A 19955-nucleotide genomic window follows, 5' to 3' on the forward strand; every position below is an offset into this window, starting at 1 on the left:
GCCAAGCCAAAAGCGCAGATAATACTGGATGCTGCAAAGGTGAGCGCCGCCAGTGGCGGAAACAGCGAACCGAAGCAGGGGCAGCGGTCGCAGAGTGCGAGGGGCTTTTGCCCCCGAAGCACGATGCGGGTACCGCAACCCGACATTATCGAGCATTTTGGCAACGCAGATGCCGTGCCGCAGCTGCCGGAGCGGTGCTTAAGCCGTCAGGCAGGAATTGTGCGGTGCTGCCTTAGGTCATTTAGCACAAAGTCCCGGAATGGTCGAGACCATTCCCTACAGGTTGGTTTATAATGTGTAACGGGCATAAAACATGCATCCCACCCGTAGGGGCGCACAATGTGCGCACGTTACCTTGCGGAGGATGATGGGGGAAATAGAGGGCAAGGCCCGTCCGGGACGATGCTCGCATCGTCCCCTACAAATGATTTGCAGAGTTTATCACCATCGGCAAGGTTTCTCCACGGCACGATGGAAACATCACGCCCGGACCAGAGCGACCGAGACATCGTTGACGTTGGTGCCGGTGGGGCCGGTGATGATCAGGCCATTGCATTTTTGCAGGGCATGGTAGGCATCGTTATCAGCCAGCGTGGCAAAGATATCGCAGCCCTGGGCTTTCAGCGCGGCCTGGGTGGTGCTGTCCACAAAGCCGCCTGCGGCATCGGTGGGGCCGTCGGTGCCATCAGAGCCAACGGAGAACACCGCGCAGCCATCCAGCCCGGCGATACCGGGAGCGGCGGCAAGGGCGAGCTCCTGATTGCGGCCGCCTTTACCGTGGCCGGTCAGATGCACCACTGTTTCGCCACCTGCAATCAGGGCAATACGGCGGCCCGCGGTGCGCTGGTAGCGCACCATGTTGGCCAGGAACACACCGGCTTCCCGGGCTTCGCAGCTCAGGCAGTCGGTCAAAATCAGCGGCTCATAGCCAAGGGTGCGGGCGGTGGCAGCGGCGGCGGCGCACAGCTGGCGCACGCTGCCGGTGATCTGGGTTTCTACGTTGTCCAGCGCTTTGGGCGTTTCCTGCTCCAGCAGGGCCAGCATCTGCTCCGTCATGGGCAGGTGGTATTTCTGCACGATCTCCTTGGCCTGTGCGCAGGTAGAACTATCCGGGTAAGCGGGGCCGGAGGCAATCATATCCAGCGGATCGCCAAGAATATCCGAAAGCACGATGGAAACCACATGGGCCGGGGCACACAGCTGGGCAAAACGGCCACCCTTTACGCCGGAAAAGCGCTTGCGGAGGGTGTTGATCTCTACAATATCCGCCCCGCAGACCAGCAGGTTGTGGGTGAGTTCTTCCAGATCCGCGGCGGGGATGAGCGGCTTTTCAAACAAAGCGGAACCGCCGCCGGAAAGCAGGAACAGCACGGTGTCCTGTGCGGTCAGCCCGCTGACGAGGTCCAGCGCCTGCTGGGTGGCGGTAAAGCTGTTCTCGTCCGGGATGGGGTGCCCGGCTTCCCGGATGGTAAAGTTGGCGATGGGGCCTTTGCTGTGGTCGTATTTGGTAATGACAATACCGGTATCAATGCGGGAACCCAGAATGCGGCTGGCGGCGTTGGCCATCTGCCAGGCACCCTTGCCGGCGGCAACCAGCACAACGCGCCCGGAACCGAAATCGCGTCCTTCCAGCGCTTTGCGGACGGCCTCGTCCGGCTGGGCGGCGGTGATGGCGGCCTGAATGATGGCGTCAGCGTCTTGGCGGAGTTTAGACATAGGGATCACACTCTTTTCTGTTTTGTTTGTTGGTTCTTTAATTTCTGTTATAACATGTAAATCAATCATTCAGCAATCGGCAGAACGTACAGAATTGGCGGCAAAATTTTGGCGGCACGGGGATGCCCGCACCGCCAAAAAAACAGAATTTTGAGGTTTTACAGGTCGCGGCCCAGCTTGATGCCGGTCAGGTGCTCGTAATACTGGGCAATGGCGCTGTGGTCCGCCTGGCCCTTGCCATTGCTGTGCAGCCACTGCAAAATTTCCTGCACTTCGGCGGTCATCGGCACCGGGGCACCCACGGTGTGGGCGCAGTCCAGGGCGTTGTTCAGGTCCTTGATGTGCAGGTCAATCTTGAAGCCGGGTTTATCGTTGCCCTCGATCATCATGGGAGCTTTGGCGTTCATGACGGTGGAACCGGCTAGGCCGCCCTTGATGGCCTGGAACACCAGGTCGGGGTCAACCCCGGCTTTCTGGGCCAAGGTCAGGGCTTCGGCCACAGCCTGGATGTTGGCCGCCACGATGATCTGGTTGGCCAGCTTGGTGGTGTTGCCGGCGCCGATGCCACCGCACCGCACGGCGGAAGAACCCATGGCCAGCAGGACCGGTTTGAAGGTGTTGAAGACCTCTTCTTCGCCGCCGACCATGAAGGAAAGGGTGCCGTCAATCGCCTTGGGTTCGCCGCCGGAAACGGGGGCGTCCAGCATCTGGATGCCGCGGGCGGCAAGTTCGGCGGCAATCTCCTTGCTGGCGATGGGGTTCAGGGAGGTCATATCAATAAAGGTGGAGCCGGGCTGCATGTGGGCGGCAACGCCGTTTGCACCCAGCATGACCTGTTTAACCTGCGGGGCGTTGGGCAGCATGGTCAGCACAAGATCACAGGTGGAGCCGATGGTGGGTTGGTCGGCTACTTTGGCGCCGCAGGCTTCCAGCTCAGCTGCGGCGGCGGGGGAGTGGCTGTCCACCGTAACGTCATAGCCGGCTTTGAGCAGGTTTTTGGCCATGGGGCGGCCCATAATGCCAAGACCGATAAAACCAATTTTCATACGATCACACGACCCTTTCTTTGTAAGGTGTATCTGAAAACAAAGAAATAGACTAAATTTTCGACTTTTCAGATACACCCCAGGAAAACATGGGATACCCTGCCGGGACAAAAGCGGCGGGCAAGATAAAAACAATTTTATTATAGTAATAGATTATACAAATTGCAAGAAGAACTTTTGTGAAACACATAAAAATATAGGTAAAAAGTCAGAAAAATAAGGGGGACTGCGTTGCACAAGGGCAAAACGTGTGATAGAATAATAGAAATATCTCCGGTTAATACGGATGCGCTGCGGGGGCCAACCCGCACAAGGGAAAGTGAAGGAAAGAGCTATGGAACGCCGCCCAATCAAAACGATCCGCAATCAGGTGTATCAGATCCTGAAGGATGATATCTGCGAAGGAAGATTTGCTCCCGGCCAGTGGCTGCAGGAAAACGAGCTGGCAGAGCGCCTGTGCGTGAGCCGCAGCCCCATCCGGGAAGCACTGCGCCAGCTGGCTTCGGACGGGCTGGTGGTGGAGATCCCCAACAAGGGTGTGTTTGTAAAAGAGTTTACCGCGCGGGACATTGAGGAAATTTTTGACCTGCGCGTTTTGCTGGAAGATTACGCCATCAGCAAGCTGCAGCATCACCTGACCACGGCGGATATGCAGCAGCTGATCGACTGCCTGAACGAGATGGAGCGGCTGCACGCCCAAAAGAACCTGCGTGCCTACACGGATATGGATTCTAAGCTGCATGGGCTGCTGATTGAACTGTGCGGCAACAGCCTTTTGGAATCCATGTATGCAAGGATCCATTCGCTGAACCAGCAGTTCCGTATTTATTCGCTGACAAGTACCCAGCGCTTTAATGAATCGATGGAAGAGCACCGCGATATTGTGCACTGCCTGCTGACCAACAATGCGGACGAGGCAAGGGCCATCAACAAGCGCCATTTGCAGCTGGCGAAAGATAAAATTATCCAGCATTTTTCTGAGCAGGAAGCCCTGAAACAGGCAGCGGATGCACAGCCCAAAACAACCGCCGAAGCGGACAAAAAAGCAAAATAAAATGTGCCCCCGGCAGCTTTGCATTGCTGCAGGGGGCACTGCTGTTATGGAAGATAAAATCAGGAACTGAGCTGTTCTTTGTCGTATTGCAGGGTGTACAGCTGATAGTACCGCCCATGACGGGCCAGCAGCTCCTGGTGGCTGCCCTGCTCCAGAATTTTGCCGTGGGACAGCACGATGATGTTGTCCGCGTGCTGGATGGTGGAAAGGCGGTGGGCAACGATCAGCATGGTGCCGACGGTGCGCATTTTTTCCAGAGAATCCTGAATCAAAAGCTCGGTTTCGGTATCAATGTTGGCGGTTGCTTCGTCCAGAATCATCACGCTGGGCTTGTGGATGATCGTGCGGGCAAAGCTGAGCAGCTGGCGCTGACCGGCGGAGAAGTTGTTGCCGCGCTCGCGCACTTCCTCATCCAGGCCGTGGTCCAGCTTGTTGATGAAGTGGTCAGCGTTGACATAGCGGCAGACCTGCATGATCTCTTCGTCCGAGATGTTATCCTCCCGCAGGACAATGTTGCTGCGGATGGTGCCGGAAAAGAGGAAAACATCCTGCAGCATTTGTCCAAAATGGCGGCGGAGGGAAGAAATTTTGATTTTGCGGATGTCGATGCCGTCAATCAGAATTTCGCCCTTCTGGAACTCGTAATTGCGGCAGATGAGGGACAGGATGGTGCTTTTGCCGGAGCCGGTGGAACCGACAAAAGCCACGGTTTCCCGCGGGGAAACATGGAACGAAACGCCCTGCAGCACCCATTCGCCGGGAATATAGCTGAACCAGACATCGCGGAACTCAATTTCGCCTTTTACATCGGTCAGCTCAATGGCGTCGGGGGCATCCACCAGCTTGGGCTGAATGTCCATAATAGAAAAGACTTTTTCCGACGAGGCCAGCGCGGATTGCAGCCAGTTGAACTGCTCGGCCAGGTTCTGGATGGGGGTAAAGAACTTGGAAATGTACATGTAGAAGGTGACGATGGTGCCGCCGGTGATGGTCTGCCCCAGGAAAGAAACGTTGTTCAGGTGGCCCATGCCGCCCAGGTAGAACAGGCACAAAATAGAGCTGATGTACAGCATGTAGACCAGTGGGCGGAATACGCCGAACACAAAAATCTGTTCCTGCGTGACCTTGGAAAGGGTCTGGCTTTTTTGATAGAATTCCGCCATCTTTTCGTCCTCGCGGCCAAAAATCTGGGTGACCTTGATACCGGAAAGGTTCTCCGAAAGATAGGTGTTGATGTCAGTGGTGGCATCCTTGACCTTACGGTAGGCCCGGCGGGAAAACTTGCGGAAGATGACAGTGAAGATGACGATGAAGGGAACAAAGCAGAGCACCATCAGGGTCAGCGCATAGTTCAGGCAGAGCATGGCCACCAGAATGCCCAAAATGACGAACGCATTTTTGGTCAGGTTCACCAAAAGGTTGGTGAACATCATGGAAATGGCGTTGGTATCGTTGGTAACGCGGGTAACAAGCTTGCCAACCGGGATCTCGTTGAGCTGCTCGTGGGAGAGGGACTCAATGTGGGTGAACAGATCCTCGCGCAGATCGGAGATGATGCGCTGGCCGACCCGCTGCAGAATGACCGCCTGAAAATAGGTGCTTGCCATCGAGAACACCAGAATCCCCGCATAGACCGCGACCGAAGCGAACAGGCGGCTGAGGGTAAAATCGGCGGCGACAAGTTCTTCGATCGCACCGACGATTAGGGGAGAGATAATGTCGTAAGCGATGGAGAAGAGCATCAGGAAGAGAACCAGAAGAAACTTGGCCCAGTACGGTTTGGCATAGGCGAACAGGCGGCGCAGAATCTCGCCGTCTGCCATGGTGCGCTCAAAACCCATGGCGGTCTTTTTATCTTTGACCGAAGCGTAAGCAAAAATCAGCAGCGCGGTAACGGCACCGATGACGCCGCCAACCAGCAAAAGCGGGTTTATATTAAGCATTGTCATCACCTCCGGCTTCATCTTCCAGCCGCTGCAGGTCCACCATGCGGCGGTACTTGGGGCAGCTGGTGTACAGCTCATCGTGGGGGCCGACGGCCTCAATCTTGCCATCATCCAGGAAGATGATCTTGTCCAGCCGCTCCACCGTGGAAATGCGGTGGGCAATCAGCAGGGTGGTCTTGTTGGCGCGGCTGGATTTCAGGTTGTCCAGAATGATTTTTTCGGTGCGGGTGTCCACAGCGGAAACAGAGTCATCCAGAATCAGGATGGGGGCGTCTTTCAGCAGGGCGCGTGCAATGGAGATGCGCTGCTTCTGGCCGCCGGAAACGGTCACGCCGCGCTCACCCAGAACAGTTTCGTAACCATCCTTAAAGTCCACGATGTTGTCCCGCACATCGGCCAGGCTGGCGGCGTGGTCGATCATTTCGGGGGAGGCATCGTCCACACCAAAGCCGATGTTGTGGGCGATGGTATCCGAGAAGAGGAAGTTGTCCTGTGGAACATAGGCGCAGGCAGCGCGCACAGAATGGATGGACAGGGTGTTCACGTCCTTGCCGTCCACAAACAGGGTGCCGTCCGGCACGTTGTAGGTGCGCAGCAGCAGGTCCACCAGCGCCGTTTTGCCCGCGCCGGTCTTCCCCACAATGCCCACGCTTTCGCCGGGGTGGATGGTGAAGGAGATATCCTGCAGCACATCGTATTCGCCGTCCGGGTAGCGGAAGGTCAGGTGGCGGAATTCCACACTGCCCTGCGGGTTCTGCAGCTCCTGCACGCCGGGGCGGTCGGCCACATCAATGGGGGCGTCCAGCAGCTCGGTGATGCGGTTCAGGGAAGCCTTGCCGCGGGAGGTCTTTTCGATCAGCATGGAAATTGCCATGATGGGCCAGACGATGGCCTCAAAATAGCCGATGTACTCTACCAGCTGGCCCGCGTTGAACCGGCCCTGGTAGACCAGATAACCGCCATACCCCAGGATGACACAGATGACGGATTCGACAAACAGGGTCACGAGCACTTCCAGCAGGGTGGCAATTTTGGTGTAGATGACGTTGATCTCCTCGTTCTGTTTGTTCAGCTTGCGGAATGCTATGAGCTCTTTCAGCTCTTTGACAAACGCCTTGATAACGGCAATGCCGGAGAAATTCTCCTGTGCAAAGTCTGAAAGATCGGAGAATGCCTGTTGGCGTTCTTCCCAGCGCTTGGTCATGGCGGTGCCCATGACGGTGCCGATGCCGAACATGATGAGGGCAGGGATCAAAGCCAGCAGGGTGAGCTTATAATCCATGCGCCACATTTTGTACAGGGCCATCAGGCCGAGAACCAAAGCGTCAAAGAACATCAGGATACCATCACCAAAACATTCCTGGATGGTATCAATATCATTGGTGTAAAGGCTCATCAGGTTGCCGACCTTGTTAACCTGGTAATACTGCTGCGAAAGCTGGCGGCTGTGGTCAAACATCCGCTCGCGCAGGTTGGCAGCAACCCGCACAGCGGAGCCGAAAAAGCAGATACGCCACAAAAAGCGCCCAATGACCATGAGCACCACGATCCAGATCATGGGCAGGCAGATGTGCTGCAGCAAAACCTCTTTGGTAAAGGGCAGGGTCTGGCCGTTTACGACCACCTGCCCCAGGTTGACCCCATTGATGACCAGACGGTAAAACTGGGGGATCAACAGCTGGATATAGTCAACCATTAAAAGGGCCAGCAGCCCAAGCAGCAGCACGGGCGCATTTTTGAGGTAATAACGGTTGATGTACTTGCCGAAAATCACGGCATCTCCTCCTTTTCCTTGCAGGGATACAGCCGGGCAGCCCGGTCGGCGGCAAAAGTGCCGTATCTTTCAGTATATAGGACGGGAACGGTTGAGTCAACGCAAAACGCGAAAAAGTGGGGAATACAGCCGAACAGGGGGGAAGCGTCTTTTATTATGAAGCATAGCCCCTACGGTCTCGATAGGAAATAGGTTGTTTCTGGATACACAAATGTTTCTTCTTTATATAAGGATACAAAATGATAAGGATACAAAATGAACTGCTTTTACACATAGATTTCGTTGTTGCGGGCGGGCAGCTTTTGCACCACGGCTTTGTGGGCGGCGGTTTCACGCCAGGCGGCGGGACTTAAACCCGTTTCCCGCTTAAACACGCGGCACAGGTAGTTGGCACCGGAAAAACCGCACAGCCCGGCGATCATTTCCAGGCTGTACTCCCGCTCGGCCAGCAGCAGTTTGGCAGCTTCAATGCGCACGCTGGTCAAAAAGCGGCCCGGCGGCATGCCCATCTCGGAAGAAAAGACCCGCACAAGGTGGCACTTGCTGACCCCAAGCTGGGCGCTGAGTTCTTCCACGCCGTACAGGGCCATGTAGTTATCGCGGATGGCTTCCACCGCGCGGGCTACCAACGGCGAAAGATGGCGGGATTCCTCGTCCCCGTGGGCAAGGGCGCACAGCAGGGTGTAGGGGGCGGCGGCGCTGGCGGCATCGTCGGCATTCCCGGCACCGCACACGCGGGCCAGCAGCTCCGCTGCACTGGGGCAGGAAGCCCCATCCGCAAAGCGCGGCTGCGGCAGCCCGGCCAAAAACTGCTGCACGGCCAGCCCGGTCAGCCGCACGCACAGCAGATGGCAGGGGGTAACGGGCCGCAGCGTGAAGGTGCCAAAGCCCAGCAAAAGATCACCGGAGGAGCCCGCCGCGCTCTGGCTGCCGGGGCATTCCAGCACGCACTGCCCGCTGGAAAGTACCCCTGCCCAAAGGCCCTCGCCGGAAAGGGTAAGCGGCGCTTCGCCCTGCAGCTCCTGCACTGCGGCGCAGGCGCAGCAGGTGGTTGGATCAAATATCAATTTCTGACCTCCAATATCAATAAAGTGCTATATCTTTTTCAATCGTACCCTGCTATTATAGATTTGTCAAGAAAAATACGTGCTGAGCGTATCAATAAAATCATAAAAACCAATTTGGAGGTAATGACCCATGGCCAGCATTAGTTGCCGTCATATTTACAAAATCTATCCGGGCAATGTTACTGCCGTTAAGGATTTCAACCTGGAAATCGCTGATAAGGAATTTATCGTTTTCGTCGGTCCTTCCGGCTGCGGTAAGTCCACCACCCTGCGTATGATCGCAGGTCTGGAAGAAATCTCCAAGGGCGAAATGTACATCGGTGACCGCCTGATCAACGATGTTCCCCCGAAAGACCGCGACATCGCCATGGTGTTCCAGAACTACGCTCTGTACCCGCACATGACCGTGTACAAGAACATGGCATTCGGCCTGGAACTGCGCAAGATGCCCAAGGACGACATCGACAAGCGCGTTCGTGAAGCTGCTAAGATCCTGGAAATCGAGCACCTGCTTGACCGTAAGCCGAAGGCTCTGTCCGGTGGTCAGCGCCAGCGTGTTGCTCTGGGCCGCGCAATGGTTCGTAACCCGGCCGTCTTCCTGCTTGACGAGCCTCTGTCCAACTTGGATGCTAAGCTGCGTACCAGCATGCGTACCGAGATCATCAAGCTGCACAAGAAGCTGGCTACCACCTTCATCTATGTTACCCATGACCAGACCGAAGCTATGACCATGGGCGACCGCATCGTTGTTATGCGTGATGGCGTCATCCAGCAGGTCGATACTCCGCAGAACCTGTACGATTACCCCTGCAACATCTTCGTTGCCGGCTTCATCGGCAGCCCCCAGATGAACTTCCTGGACGGCACCCTGCAGAAGAATGGCGATACCTATGTCGTCGATCTGGACGGCACCGTGATCCCCCTGCCGCAGGAAAAGACCGCCGATGGCAAACTGGCCGCTTACGTTGGCAAGAGCCTGAAGGTTGGTATCCGTCCTGAGGATATGAAGGATGACGAAGAGTTCCTGGAGAAGCATCCTTCCAGCCATATCGATACTGAGGTTGAAGTTTCCGAGCTGATGGGCGCTGAGATCTATCTGTACCTGACCTACAAGGGCCAGAACCTGATGGCTCGCGTTGCCCCGACCTCCAAGTCCCGCCGCGGCGACAAGGTCACCATGGCTATGGATACGCATAAGATCCACCTGTTCGATCCTGAGACCGAGCTGACCCTGCTGAACTAATCAACAGTAATTTGAACTTTTTAGGCGGCTCCGCTCTTGTGCGGAGCCGCCTTTTGTTAAGGCAAAAGCGCAAACAATTGCGCAAGCGTTGCACAGAGGCAGTGCAGCGGGTGTAAGAGCAAATGGGCAGGGAAAAGCCCTGCCGAGGGGTGTGCCTGAAAACAAAGAGAATGGCGGTTGTGTTTGTAAAAACAGGCTGTATTTTCGGCTTTTCGGGATCGCCCCAGGATAGGATGTTTGAAGCAAAGGGGGACAGCCGACCGATGCAGATCACAGATCTACTGGTGCCGGAACGCGTTGCACTGAATATGCAGGTGGCGGATAAGGCCATGGCCATCCACGCAATGGTGGGCATGCTGGACCGCACCGGATGCTTGCGGGATGCAGGCGAATACGAAAAAAATGTGCTGGAACGGGAAGCCCAGGGCACGACCGGCGTTGGTGGCGGGGTGGCCATTCCCCACGGCAAAAGCAACGCGGTGCTGGTGCCCGCGCTAGCGGCAGTAACGCTGCGGGAGGCGATCGACTACCAGGCACTGGATGGTGCCCCGGTACGGCTGCTGTTTTTGATCGCAGCTCCGGATGGTGCAAACGACCTGCATATCCAGGTGTTGGCGCGGCTGGCTCAGCTGCTGATGGAACCGCTGTTCTGTGAGGAATTGAAGCAAGCAGCAACCCCGGAAGAATTTCTGGCGGTGATCGCTAAGCGGGAACAGGGCGAGACCGCCCGTGAGGCCCGCGCTGAGGCAGTGGCCGAAGCTGCGCTGACCGAACCGCGGCTTGCCCCCCGCGTGCTGGCTGTAACGGCATGCCCCACCGGCATTGCCCACACCTATATGGCGGCCGAAGCGCTGGAAGCCGAAGCGGCAGAAATGCATATTGCCATCAAGGTGGAAACCAACGGTGCAGACGGGGTGAAAAACCACCTGACCGAACAGGAAATTGAAAACGCAGAGTGCATCATTGTGGCGGCGGATAAAGCCGTGGAAACCGCCCGCTTTGCGGGCAAACCGGTGCTTCGCGTGCCGGTTTCCCAGGCGTTGAAAGACCCGGAAATGCTGCTGCACCGCGCGCTGTCCGGCACAGCTCCGCTGGAACCGGAGGATGAAAGTGTGCCGGGCATGGGGTGCAACCGTAAAGCAGGCAGCGCAAAAGATGGTGCTGCCGCCACGCAGGAATTTGGGCGCAAGCTTTACACCGACCTGATGAACGGCGTTTCCCACATGATTCCCTTTATCACCGGTGGCGGTATATTGATTGCGTTAAGCTACTTTTTGGACCGTGGTAATGCGGGCGCAGAAATGTTCGGGCGGGGAACGTCCCTTGCCATGCTGGTGCGCACGATTGGTAATACCTCATTTAATCTGATGTACGTTGTGCTGGCCGGGTTCATTGCCATGTCGGTGGGGGATCTGCCCGCATTGGTGGCCGGTATGGCGGGCGGTATGCTGGCCATCCAGGGAACCTCGCTGGCACCGCAGGCGGAATGGGTGTCCTCCGGCTTTTGGGGCGCTATGATTGCGGGCTTTGCGGCAGGCCTTGTGGTAAAACTGCTGCGGACGGCATTCAAGCGGCTGCCATCGGCATTGGTGCATATCAAAACAGTACTGCTATATCCGGTGGCCAGCCTGGCCGTGGTCGGCTTTATGATGGTATTCCTCGTCAATGCGCCGCTTGGACGGTTTAATACCTGGATATACCAGCTGTTGGCCAGTATGCAGGGCGGCAGCCGCGTGGTGCTGGCCGCGGTGCTGGGAGCTTTGATGGCCGTTGACTTTGGCGGGCCGATCAATAAAGCGGCGTATCTGTTTGGCACGGTTGCCCTGGCCGGCGGCCAGGAAGAATTTATGGCTGCCGTTATGGCGGGCGGCATGGTGCCGCCGCTGGGCGTTGCTCTGGCGGGAACCCTGTTCCCGGAGCGTTTTACCACCAAAGAACGCCACACCGCGATGACGGATTACCTGATGGGGCCTGCTTTATCACCGAGGGGGTCGTCCCCTTTGTGCTGCGGGATCCGCTGCATGTCATTCCCGCCTGTATGGTGGGTGCATCCCTGGCGGCGGCGCTGTCCATGCTGTTTAGTTGTGCCGTACCAGCCCCGCACGGCGGCATGTTCTTGCTGCCGCTGAACCCGCATCCGTTCCGGTATCTGCTTGCCTTACTGATGGGCAGTCTGTTGACGGCGGTGACCCTTGCGGCTTTACGCAGAAAATACCCGCCTAAGGATGAGGAACAGCCAACAAATTGACCTGATGATTTAGAAAAAGGCTTTTGGGCGCTGCTCAAGCAATACACGACAGCCGATAGGCAAATAAAAATTTGCACAAAAGCCTGACAGATATGCCCCCTATATAGCCTTCAGTGTTTTATTTCACTGTTCGCTATATAGGGGGCATATCATTCTACTATATGATATCCTTAAAAGATTTAAGCGCCAAATAAGCGCCTAATGCAAAGTGTTTTGCTAAGGTGTATCTGAAAACAAAGAAAATGACGGATATTTCGCAAACACAAGCAGGATATAAGGCAAAGAGCCGCAGGAATCCTTTGTGGATTCCAAGGCTTTTTAACGCATAATCCCGCTGCGTTTGTAGAAATAGGCGATAGTTTCGACTTTTCAGGTACACCCTAACATAAAAAGAAAAGCAACGACAAACATAATGTTTAATCGTTGCTTTTCTTGGTGCGCTGGAAGGGACTCGAACCCCCGGCCTTCTGATTCGTAGTCAGACACTCTATCCAGCTGAGCTACCAGCGCATCTTATTCAGTTCACAGGCGGTTGGCGGAGCGCCTAACCTCAAGTGCTCATTTATTATAGCATACGGCAGCGGAAAGTCAAGGATTTTTTTTGATTTTTCTAAAGAAAACTTATTTTTAACGATAGTGCGACAAACTATTTTGTAACAAGCCGCACATGGGCGTTGCGGTGCAAAAGGGTGCCGGGCAGGGGATCCTGTGCGGTGATGGTACCCTCGGTCAGATTGGAGGGGGTCAGAGTGGGCAGCAGCTCCACAATGGCAAGGCGGCGGCGCGCTTCGGCGACCGACATGCCCAGCAGGGACGGCACCTGGCGGAACGGGTCTGGTACGGCACGGGCAACGGTAAGGGTAATACAGTCCCCGGCTTCCAGTGCGGTGCCGGCGGCAGGAGATTGCAGAATAACGGTATCGGCCTGCAGGGTGGGATCGTTGCGGATATAATCGACGGAAACGGTAAAACCGGCATCCCGCAGGGTCTGGATGGCATCGGAACGGTTCTGGCCTTTCAAATCCGGTACGGTGATGGTGTTTGGCCCTTTGCTGACGGACAGTATGAGTTTTTGCCCCTGTTTGACGGTGCTGCCCGCGGTGGGCTTTTGGGCGATGACGATGCCTTCCGCTTGGGCAGAGTAGCGGGTATCCCACACGATGGAAAGCTGGGCGGCGCTCTGTTCAACCTGGGCCTGCTGCCAGTCCATGCCAGACAAATCGGGAACGATGACTTCCCGCCGGATGGAAAACATGGGGTTGGTGCTTTGGGACAAAATGACAGTGATGGCAATGCCAGCTGCCACAACAGAAAGCAGCGCCAGGCAGGCGAGAACCCGCAGCGGGGTAAGGAAAAGTGAATGGTGAGAAGCAGGCATGGAGGTTACCTCGCTTAATACAGCTTATGAAAGATACATATTGTATAAATGATAATAAAAATACATATGACAAACAAGAACGATCCGGCGGAGAACAGGCAGGACCTTTTACAGATAGGAATCTTGTCTCTTTGGGTTCAGTATAGCACGCGAAACATGGGGCTGCCAAGTGCGAAGAGAAAATCAGACAAAACGCAAATAGGTTTGTTCATCGGGGGTGAGGTGTTTCATTTTGGCGGGGACTATGATATAATAAAAACAAAAATATCTACAAATAAAAGTGTGCAATGTGTCGAAAAAAGGTGTCTTTCTCTTATAGAGTATGTAGGGGTGGATAACGTTTTTCGAAGGTGTATCTGAAAACAAAGAGAATGACGGATATTTCGCAAACACAAGCAGGATTTTGCGTTTGTAGAAACAGACGATATTTTCGACATTTCAGATACACCCTAATAATTCAACGAATGAAAGTCATTCGCTGGGCTGCTCACAGGGTAAATGGTATCGGGCGCACAATGTGCCCCTGCAAAAATTTTTTTGACAGTCTGAAATTGCGGTACTTTCTGTATTTTATATGCAGCGGTTTGTGTTTGCCCTGTTCTGAACAGGGACGGTAAAACCGTTGGCTGGTTGGATGGTACGATTAACATATAAGCAAAGGCAACACCGCACAATTCCCGCCTGACGGCTTAAGCACCGCTCCGGCGGCTGCGGCACGGCATCTGCGTTGCCAAAATGCTCGATAATGTCGGGTTGCGGTACCCGCATCGTGCTTCGAGGGCAAAAGCCCCTCGCACTCTGCGACCGCTGCCCCTGCTTCGGTTCGCTGTTTCCGCCACTGGCGGCGCTCACCTTTGCAGCATCCAGTATTATCTGCGCTTTTGGCTTAGTATCTGCCGCACCTCGCTCGCCGTATCGGCACTTAGAATTATGCGGTATTGCCCAAAGTAAAAATACAAAATAAGGCGGGAACTATATGAAAATTGCAGTTGCGGGTACAGGCTATGTGGGTCTGTCAATTTCGTGCCTGATTGCACAGCACCACACGGTTTGTGCGGTGGATCTGATCAAAAGCAAGGTAGACAGCATCAACAACAGGAAGTCCCCCATTCAGGATGAATACATTGAAAAATACCTGGCGGAAAAGGACCTGGATCTGACCGCCACGCTGGACGGGGAAGCGGCCTACCGCGATGCGGATTTTGTTGTGATTGCGGCGCCGACCAATTATGACAGCAAGACCCAGCACTTTGATACCTCTGCGGTGGAATCTGTCATCGACCTGGTCATGAAGGTGAACCCCAATGCGGTTATGGTAATCAAATCTACCATTCCGGTTGGCTACACGGAGCAGATCCGCAAGAAAACCGGCAGCAAGAACATTATGTTCAGCCCGGAGTTTTTGCGGGAAAGCAAAGCGCTGTATGACAACCTGTACCCTTCCCGCATTATTGTGGGCACCGACCCCAACGACCCGCACCTGGTAGAAGCCGCCCATACATTTGCCGGGCTTTTGCAGGAGGGTGCCATCAAGCAGGATGTGGATACCCTGTACATGGGCTTTACCGAAGCCGAGGCGGTCAAGCTGTTTGCCAATACCTATCTGGCGCTGCGCGTGGCCTATTTTAACGAACTGGATACTTATGCCGAAAGCAAGGGCCTGAACACCAGAGATATCATTGATGGCGTTTGCCTGGATCCGCGCATTGGCAGCCATTACAACAACCCCAGCTTTGGTTACGGTGGCTACTGCTTGCCCAAAGATACGAAGCAGCTGCTGGCCAATTATGCCGATGTACCGGAAAATCTGATCGGTGCAATCGTGGAAAGCAACCGCACCCGCAAGGATTTTATTGCGGACCGTGTGCTGCGCATGGCCGGGTACTATGATTACGGTGAGGAGTGCGACTATAATGCCGCACAGGAAAAGCCGGTGACCATCGGGGTATACCGCCTGACGATGAAGAGCAACAGCGATAACTTCCGCCAGAGCTCCATCCAGGGCGTGATGAAGCGCGTAAAGGCAAAGGGGGCAACGGTGATCATCTATGAGCCGACGCTGAACGATGGGGAAACGTTCTTTGGCAGCAAAGTGGTGAACGACCTGGAACAGTTCAAGGCAATGTCCCAGGCAATCATTGCCAACCGGTACGACAGCGTGCTGGACGATGTGAAAGAAAAGGTATACACCCGCGACATTTTCCGCCGGGACTAAAAAGCAATAAACAAGACATGGGGCATTGCAAAGCGCATGCCCCATATTTTAACGAGGAAGCAAAATGATAGGGTTGGGAACGATCATCAACGTGGATGCAGAAAAAACGCGGCAGTATTATCAGGCCATGGGGCCGGGGGAACTTTGCAGCTGCAATGACTGCAAAAATTATTGTGCACGGGTCAAAGCAGCCTACCCGGCGGTAGCGGAATATCTGGCGGGGCTTGGCGTGGAGATTGAAAAGCCGCTGGAAACATCCCCACTGGAACCCGGTGCGGACGGAATGATGGAATACCGCGCCTGCCAATATGTTGTGCTGGGCAGCTGCGAGGAAAACTACCGCCATACAGTTGGCGGGGTGGAAGTGTGCAAGGCAAGGTTTTACCCTGAAACGGGTGTGAAAGAGGAACATTTTGTGCTGGAACTTTCGCCAATCCGGCTGAAAGGGTGGCAGGAATAGGAGAGCTGGGGCTGCGAACCGCTGAGTTATAAATGGCAGAAAGAACAGGAGGAGCAGGCAATGAATATCACGGTATATCTTGGCGCAAAAGAGGGCAATGACCCGGCGCTGAAACGGGCAGTGCAGGAACTGGGGCAATGGATTGGCCAAAGCGGGAACGCGCTGGTGTATGGCGGCTCCAAAACCGGGCTGATGGGCGAAATTGCCAAAAGCGTTCTGGATGCGGGCGGAACCGTGACCGGCGTGGAGACCACCCTGTTTATGCAGGATGACCTGCAATATGACGGTCTGACGGAGTTGATCGTGACGGAAACCATCACCGAGCGCAAGACCGAGATGATCAGGCGGGGCGATGCGTTTATTGCGTTCCCCGGTGGAACGGGTACGCTGGAGGAGATCGCCGAAGTCATGTCCAAGGTATCGCTCAAGCAGCTGGAGGCTCCCTGCATTTTGTACAACCTGAATGGCTATTATAACGGTCTGAAAACCCTGCTGGATCATATGATCGAAACCGGGCTTTCGACAAAAGAGCGGCAGGAAGGAATCTGGTTTGCGGAGAACCTGGAGCAGATCAAGCAGATTCTGAAAGCATAAAAACGCCGAAATATCACCGTACGCCGCACAGCACTTGACAATACCGCTGCGGCGGGGTAATATATTGATACCAAATGCAGTGCGGGGGAGTTCCGCGGGCAGACGTTCTTTCCAGAGAGCCGGGGCAGCTGAAAACCGGCAGGGCGTGCCCGGCGGTTTGTCGCCCCCAAGCAGGGCAGGCGAACCGCCGTGTGCGCAGTAATCTGCTTCGTTTCGCCCCCGTTACCGGGCGGTCAAGTGGCTTACCTTTATATAAAACATATATAAAACGGCAGGCAATTTGGGTGGTACCGCGGTACTGAACATGTTTTGGAACATCGTCAGGCCGTCCCATGTTTACAACATCATGGGGCGGCCTGATTTTTTATTTCCGTCCCGCACATCAAGGAGGGCCATCATGGCAAAAGAACTCGCCAAGCAGTATGATCCCAAAGGCACAGAGGATCGAATTTACCAGGAATGGTGCGATAAGGGCTATTTCCACACCCAGATCGACCGCAGCAAAAAGCCGTTCACCATCGTAATGCCGCCGCCGAATGTTACCGGCCAGCTGCACATGGGCCACGCCATGGACGAAACCTGGCAGGATATCCTGACCCGCTACAAGCGTATGCAGGGCTATGCCGCTTTGTGGGTGCCGGGCACCGACCATGCTTCCATTGCCACCGAAGCCAAGGTGGTTGCCGCCATGCGCGAGGAGGGCCTGACCAAAGAAATGTTGGGCCGCGATGGCTTTTTGGAGCGCGCCTGGGCATGGAAAAACACTTATGGCAGCCGCATTGTCAGCCAGCTGAAAAAGCTGGGCTGCTCCTGCGACTGGCAGCGTGAGCGCTTTACCATGGACGAGGGCTGCTCCGACGCCGTGAAAGAAGTGTTTGTGCGCCTGTATGATAAGGGCCTGATCTACCGCGGCAACCGCATGGTGAACTGGTGCCCCCACTGCAACACTTCCATCTCTGACGCCGAAGTGGAATACGAGGAGAAGGACGGCAGTTTCTGGCACCTGCTGTACCCGGTCAAGGAGACCGGTGAGATGCTGGAACTGGCCACCACCCGCCCCGAAACCATGCTGGGCGATACCGCCGTTGCCATCAACGGCGAGGACCCGCGCTATACCCACTTGCACGGCTGCCATGTCATTCTGCCGCTGCTGAACAAAGAGATTCCCATCGTGTGCGATGAGCACGCCGATATGGAAAAAGGCACCGGCGTTGTGAAGATCACCCCCGCCCATGACCCCAACGACTTTGAGGTCGGCAAGCGCCATGACCTGCCCATCATCCGCGTGCTGACCTATGACGGCCACATGACCGGCGCTGATGATAAGGCTGCCGCCGATGCCCTGAAAGCCAGTGGCCATGCTTCCGCTGATGAGCCGGACGTGCTGGACTGCGGCAAGTATGCCGGCATGACCGCCGCCGAAGCCCGCAAGGCCATTGTGGCAGACCTGCAGGAAGCCGGCTACCTGAAAGAGATCGAGCCGCTGAAGCATGAGGTCGGCACCTGCTACCGCTGCCATACCGTGATTGAACCCATGGTGTCTAAGCAGTGGTTCGTCAAGATGGAACCCCTGGCCAAGCCCGCCATTGAGAGCGTGGAAAAGGGCGAGATCAAGTTTGTGCCGGACCGCTTTACCAAGAACTACCTGAACTGGATGCGCGGCAGCCGCGATTGGTGCATCAGCCGCCAGCTGTGGTGGGGCCACCAGATCCCGGCATGGTACTGCGCTGACTGCGGTGCAGCCACCGTTGCCAAGTCTGCCCCCGCAGCCTGCCCGCACTGCGGCAGCACCAACCTGACCCAGGACCCCGATACCCTGGATACCTGGTTCAGCTCTGCTTTGTGGCCGTTCAGCACTCTGGGCTGGCCGAATGAGAACGCCGAGGATTACAACTACTTCTACCCCACCAACACGTTGGTGACCGGTTATGATATCATCGGCTTCTGGGTTTCCCGCATGATCTTCTCCGGCCTGGCCTACACCGGCAAGGCACCGTTTGACACCGTGCTGATCCACGGCATTGTGCGAGACAGCCAGGGCCGCAAGATGTCCAAATCTCTGGGCAACGGCATTGACCCGCTGAAAGTTATTGACGAGTACGGCGCCGATGCCCTGCGCATGATGCTGATGGTGGGTTCTACCGCCGGCAACGATATGCGCTACAGCGATGAGAAAGTGACAGCAAGCCGCAACTTTGCCAACAAGCTGTGGAATGCTTCCCGCTTTGTGCAGATGAACCTGCCGGAGGACTTTGAGCCGGGCATGCCCGCCGAAGAACTGCTGGATATGAGCGATAAGTGGGTGCTTTCCGAACTGGCACGCACCGCCGCCGAAGTGACCGCCAACCTGGATAAGTACGAGCTGGGCCTGGCTGCCGAAAAGGTGGAAAACTTTATCTGGGATATCTACTGCGACTGGTATATCGAAATCTGCAAGTCCCGCCTGAACGGCGAGGACGCCCAGCAGGCAGACACCGCCCGCAAGGTGCTGGTGTGGGTGCTGGATAAGGCGCTCAAGCTGCTGCATCCCTTTATGCCGTTCATCACCGAGGAGATTTACCAGGCATTGCCCGGCAGCGCCGAGACCATCATGACCCAGGAATGGCCGGACGTCGGCAAGATGACCGCCTGGCCGCAGGAATGTGCCGACTTTGAGGTGCTGATGGACTACATCAAGGCAGTGCGCACCATCCGCAATGATATGAACGTGCACCCGGCCAAAAAGACCAGCATGACCATCGAGACTGCCAACCCGGCAGCCTTCCAGAAAGGCGGCGCTTACCTGGCACGCTTTGCCTTTGCAACGGATGTTGCCCTGACCGAAAAGTACACCGGCACCACCGATGGCGTTGTGACCGTTGTTACCCCGGCCGCCCGCGGCTTTATCCCCATGATGGAGCTGATCGACCGCGAAAAGGAACTCAAGCGCCTGCATAAGGAGCTGGAAAAGGCCGAGAAAGAAGCCAATATGTTCCGCAACCAGCTGAACAACCCCAAGTTCGTGGAGCGCGCCCCCGAAAAGCTGGTCAACGAAACCCGCACCAAGCTCGCCGCCAGCGAAGATAAAATCGCCAACATCAACCAGTCTATCCAGGCATTGGGCTGATAAGCGATAGCGCCGTTCACATTATAATAAGGGCAACACCGCACAATTCCCGCCTAGCGGCTTAAGCACCGCTTCGGCGGCTGCGGCACGGCATCTGCGTTGCCAAAA

Annotated in this window: 13 protein-coding genes and 1 tRNA gene; 7 read left to right on the forward strand and 7 right to left on the reverse strand. The window is 55.7% G+C overall.

Annotated features, from left to right (window positions below):
* Positions 1 to 480: 480 nt before the first annotated feature.
* Both C4885_RS11410 and garR read right to left on the reverse strand, forming a co-directional pair.
* On the reverse strand, positions 481 to 1716 hold the full coding sequence (locus tag C4885_RS11410) for a glycerate kinase (RefSeq protein ID WP_114000448.1): 1236 nt from the start codon (positions 1714 to 1716) through the stop codon (positions 481 to 483).
* 158 nt (positions 1717 to 1874) lie between these two features.
* The gene (garR, locus tag C4885_RS11415) at positions 1875 to 2762 is read right to left on the reverse strand and encodes a 2-hydroxy-3-oxopropionate reductase (RefSeq protein WP_114000449.1); all 888 of its coding nucleotides are present in this window, start codon (positions 2760 to 2762) and stop codon (positions 1875 to 1877) included.
* A gap of 334 nt (positions 2763 to 3096) precedes the next feature.
* On the opposite strand from garR, the gene C4885_RS11420 reads away from it, so the two are divergent.
* The gene (locus tag C4885_RS11420) at positions 3097 to 3816 is read left to right on the forward strand and encodes a GntR family transcriptional regulator (protein WP_158538881.1); all 720 of its coding nucleotides are present in this window, start codon (positions 3097 to 3099) and stop codon (positions 3814 to 3816) included.
* Between the two features lie 59 nt (positions 3817 to 3875).
* Here the strand turns inward: C4885_RS11420 and C4885_RS11425 are convergent, their stop codons facing one another.
* The 3 genes from C4885_RS11425 to C4885_RS11435 all read right to left on the reverse strand — a co-directional run bounded on the left by C4885_RS11425 (position 3876) and on the right by C4885_RS11435 (position 8603).
* Positions 3876 to 5759 carry an ABC transporter ATP-binding protein gene (locus C4885_RS11425; RefSeq protein ID WP_114000451.1) on the reverse strand — a complete coding sequence of 628 codons (1884 nt, stop codon included), beginning with the start codon at positions 5757 to 5759 and terminating at the stop codon, positions 3876 to 3878.
* A complete protein-coding gene (locus C4885_RS11430; RefSeq protein WP_114000452.1) occupies positions 5752 to 7536 on the reverse strand; it encodes an ABC transporter ATP-binding protein in 1785 nt (594 codons plus the stop codon). Before C4885_RS11430 ends, C4885_RS11425 begins: the two co-directional genes overlap by 8 nt.
* A gap of 266 nt (positions 7537 to 7802) precedes the next feature.
* A complete protein-coding gene (locus C4885_RS11435) occupies positions 7803 to 8603 on the reverse strand; it encodes a helix-turn-helix domain-containing protein (protein ID WP_114000453.1) in 801 nt (266 codons plus the stop codon).
* A gap of 130 nt (positions 8604 to 8733) precedes the next feature.
* Here C4885_RS11435 and C4885_RS11440 point away from each other — a divergent pair, with 130 nt between their 5' ends.
* Positions 8734 to 9846: an ABC transporter ATP-binding protein gene (locus C4885_RS11440; RefSeq protein WP_114000454.1), complete on the forward strand. Its 1113-nt coding sequence runs from the start codon at positions 8734 to 8736 to the stop codon at positions 9844 to 9846.
* Positions 9847 to 10109: 263 nt separating this feature from the next.
* Positions 10110 to 11975 carry a fructose-specific PTS transporter subunit EIIC gene (locus C4885_RS11445; RefSeq protein ID WP_371681665.1) on the forward strand — a complete coding sequence of 622 codons (1866 nt, stop codon included), beginning with the start codon at positions 10110 to 10112 and terminating at the stop codon, positions 11973 to 11975.
* A gap of 552 nt (positions 11976 to 12527) precedes the next feature.
* Here the strand turns inward: C4885_RS11445 and C4885_RS11450 are convergent.
* Both C4885_RS11450 and C4885_RS11455 read right to left on the reverse strand, forming a co-directional pair.
* Positions 12528 to 12604, reverse strand: a tRNA-Arg gene (locus C4885_RS11450).
* Between the two features lie 136 nt (positions 12605 to 12740).
* Positions 12741 to 13472 carry a PASTA domain-containing protein gene (locus C4885_RS11455; protein ID WP_114000455.1) on the reverse strand — a complete coding sequence of 244 codons (732 nt, stop codon included), beginning with the start codon at positions 13470 to 13472 and terminating at the stop codon, positions 12741 to 12743.
* Positions 13473 to 14448: 976 nt separating this feature from the next.
* Here C4885_RS11455 and C4885_RS11465 point away from each other — a divergent pair.
* The 4 genes from C4885_RS11465 (at position 14449) to C4885_RS11480 (ending at position 19847) form a co-directional block, all read left to right on the forward strand.
* Positions 14449 to 15687, forward strand: a complete 1239-nt coding sequence (locus C4885_RS11465; protein ID WP_114000457.1) for a nucleotide sugar dehydrogenase — start codon at positions 14449 to 14451, stop codon at positions 15685 to 15687.
* A gap of 64 nt (positions 15688 to 15751) precedes the next feature.
* Positions 15752 to 16147 (forward strand): hypothetical protein, encoded by a 396-nt coding sequence (locus tag C4885_RS11470; protein WP_147237832.1) that lies wholly within the window; start codon positions 15752 to 15754, stop codon positions 16145 to 16147.
* Between the two features lie 60 nt (positions 16148 to 16207).
* A complete protein-coding gene (locus tag C4885_RS11475; RefSeq protein WP_114000459.1) occupies positions 16208 to 16741 on the forward strand; it encodes a TIGR00730 family Rossman fold protein in 534 nt (177 codons plus the stop codon).
* Between the two features lie 397 nt (positions 16742 to 17138).
* Positions 17139 to 19847: a valine--tRNA ligase gene (locus tag C4885_RS11480; protein WP_114000460.1), complete on the forward strand. Its 2709-nt coding sequence runs from the start codon at positions 17139 to 17141 to the stop codon at positions 19845 to 19847.
* The last annotated feature ends 108 nt before the right edge of the window (positions 19848 to 19955 follow it).

This window comes from Subdoligranulum sp. APC924/74, from assembly GCF_003324125.1.
Taxonomy (GTDB): domain Bacteria; phylum Bacillota; class Clostridia; order Oscillospirales; family Ruminococcaceae; genus Gemmiger; species Gemmiger qucibialis.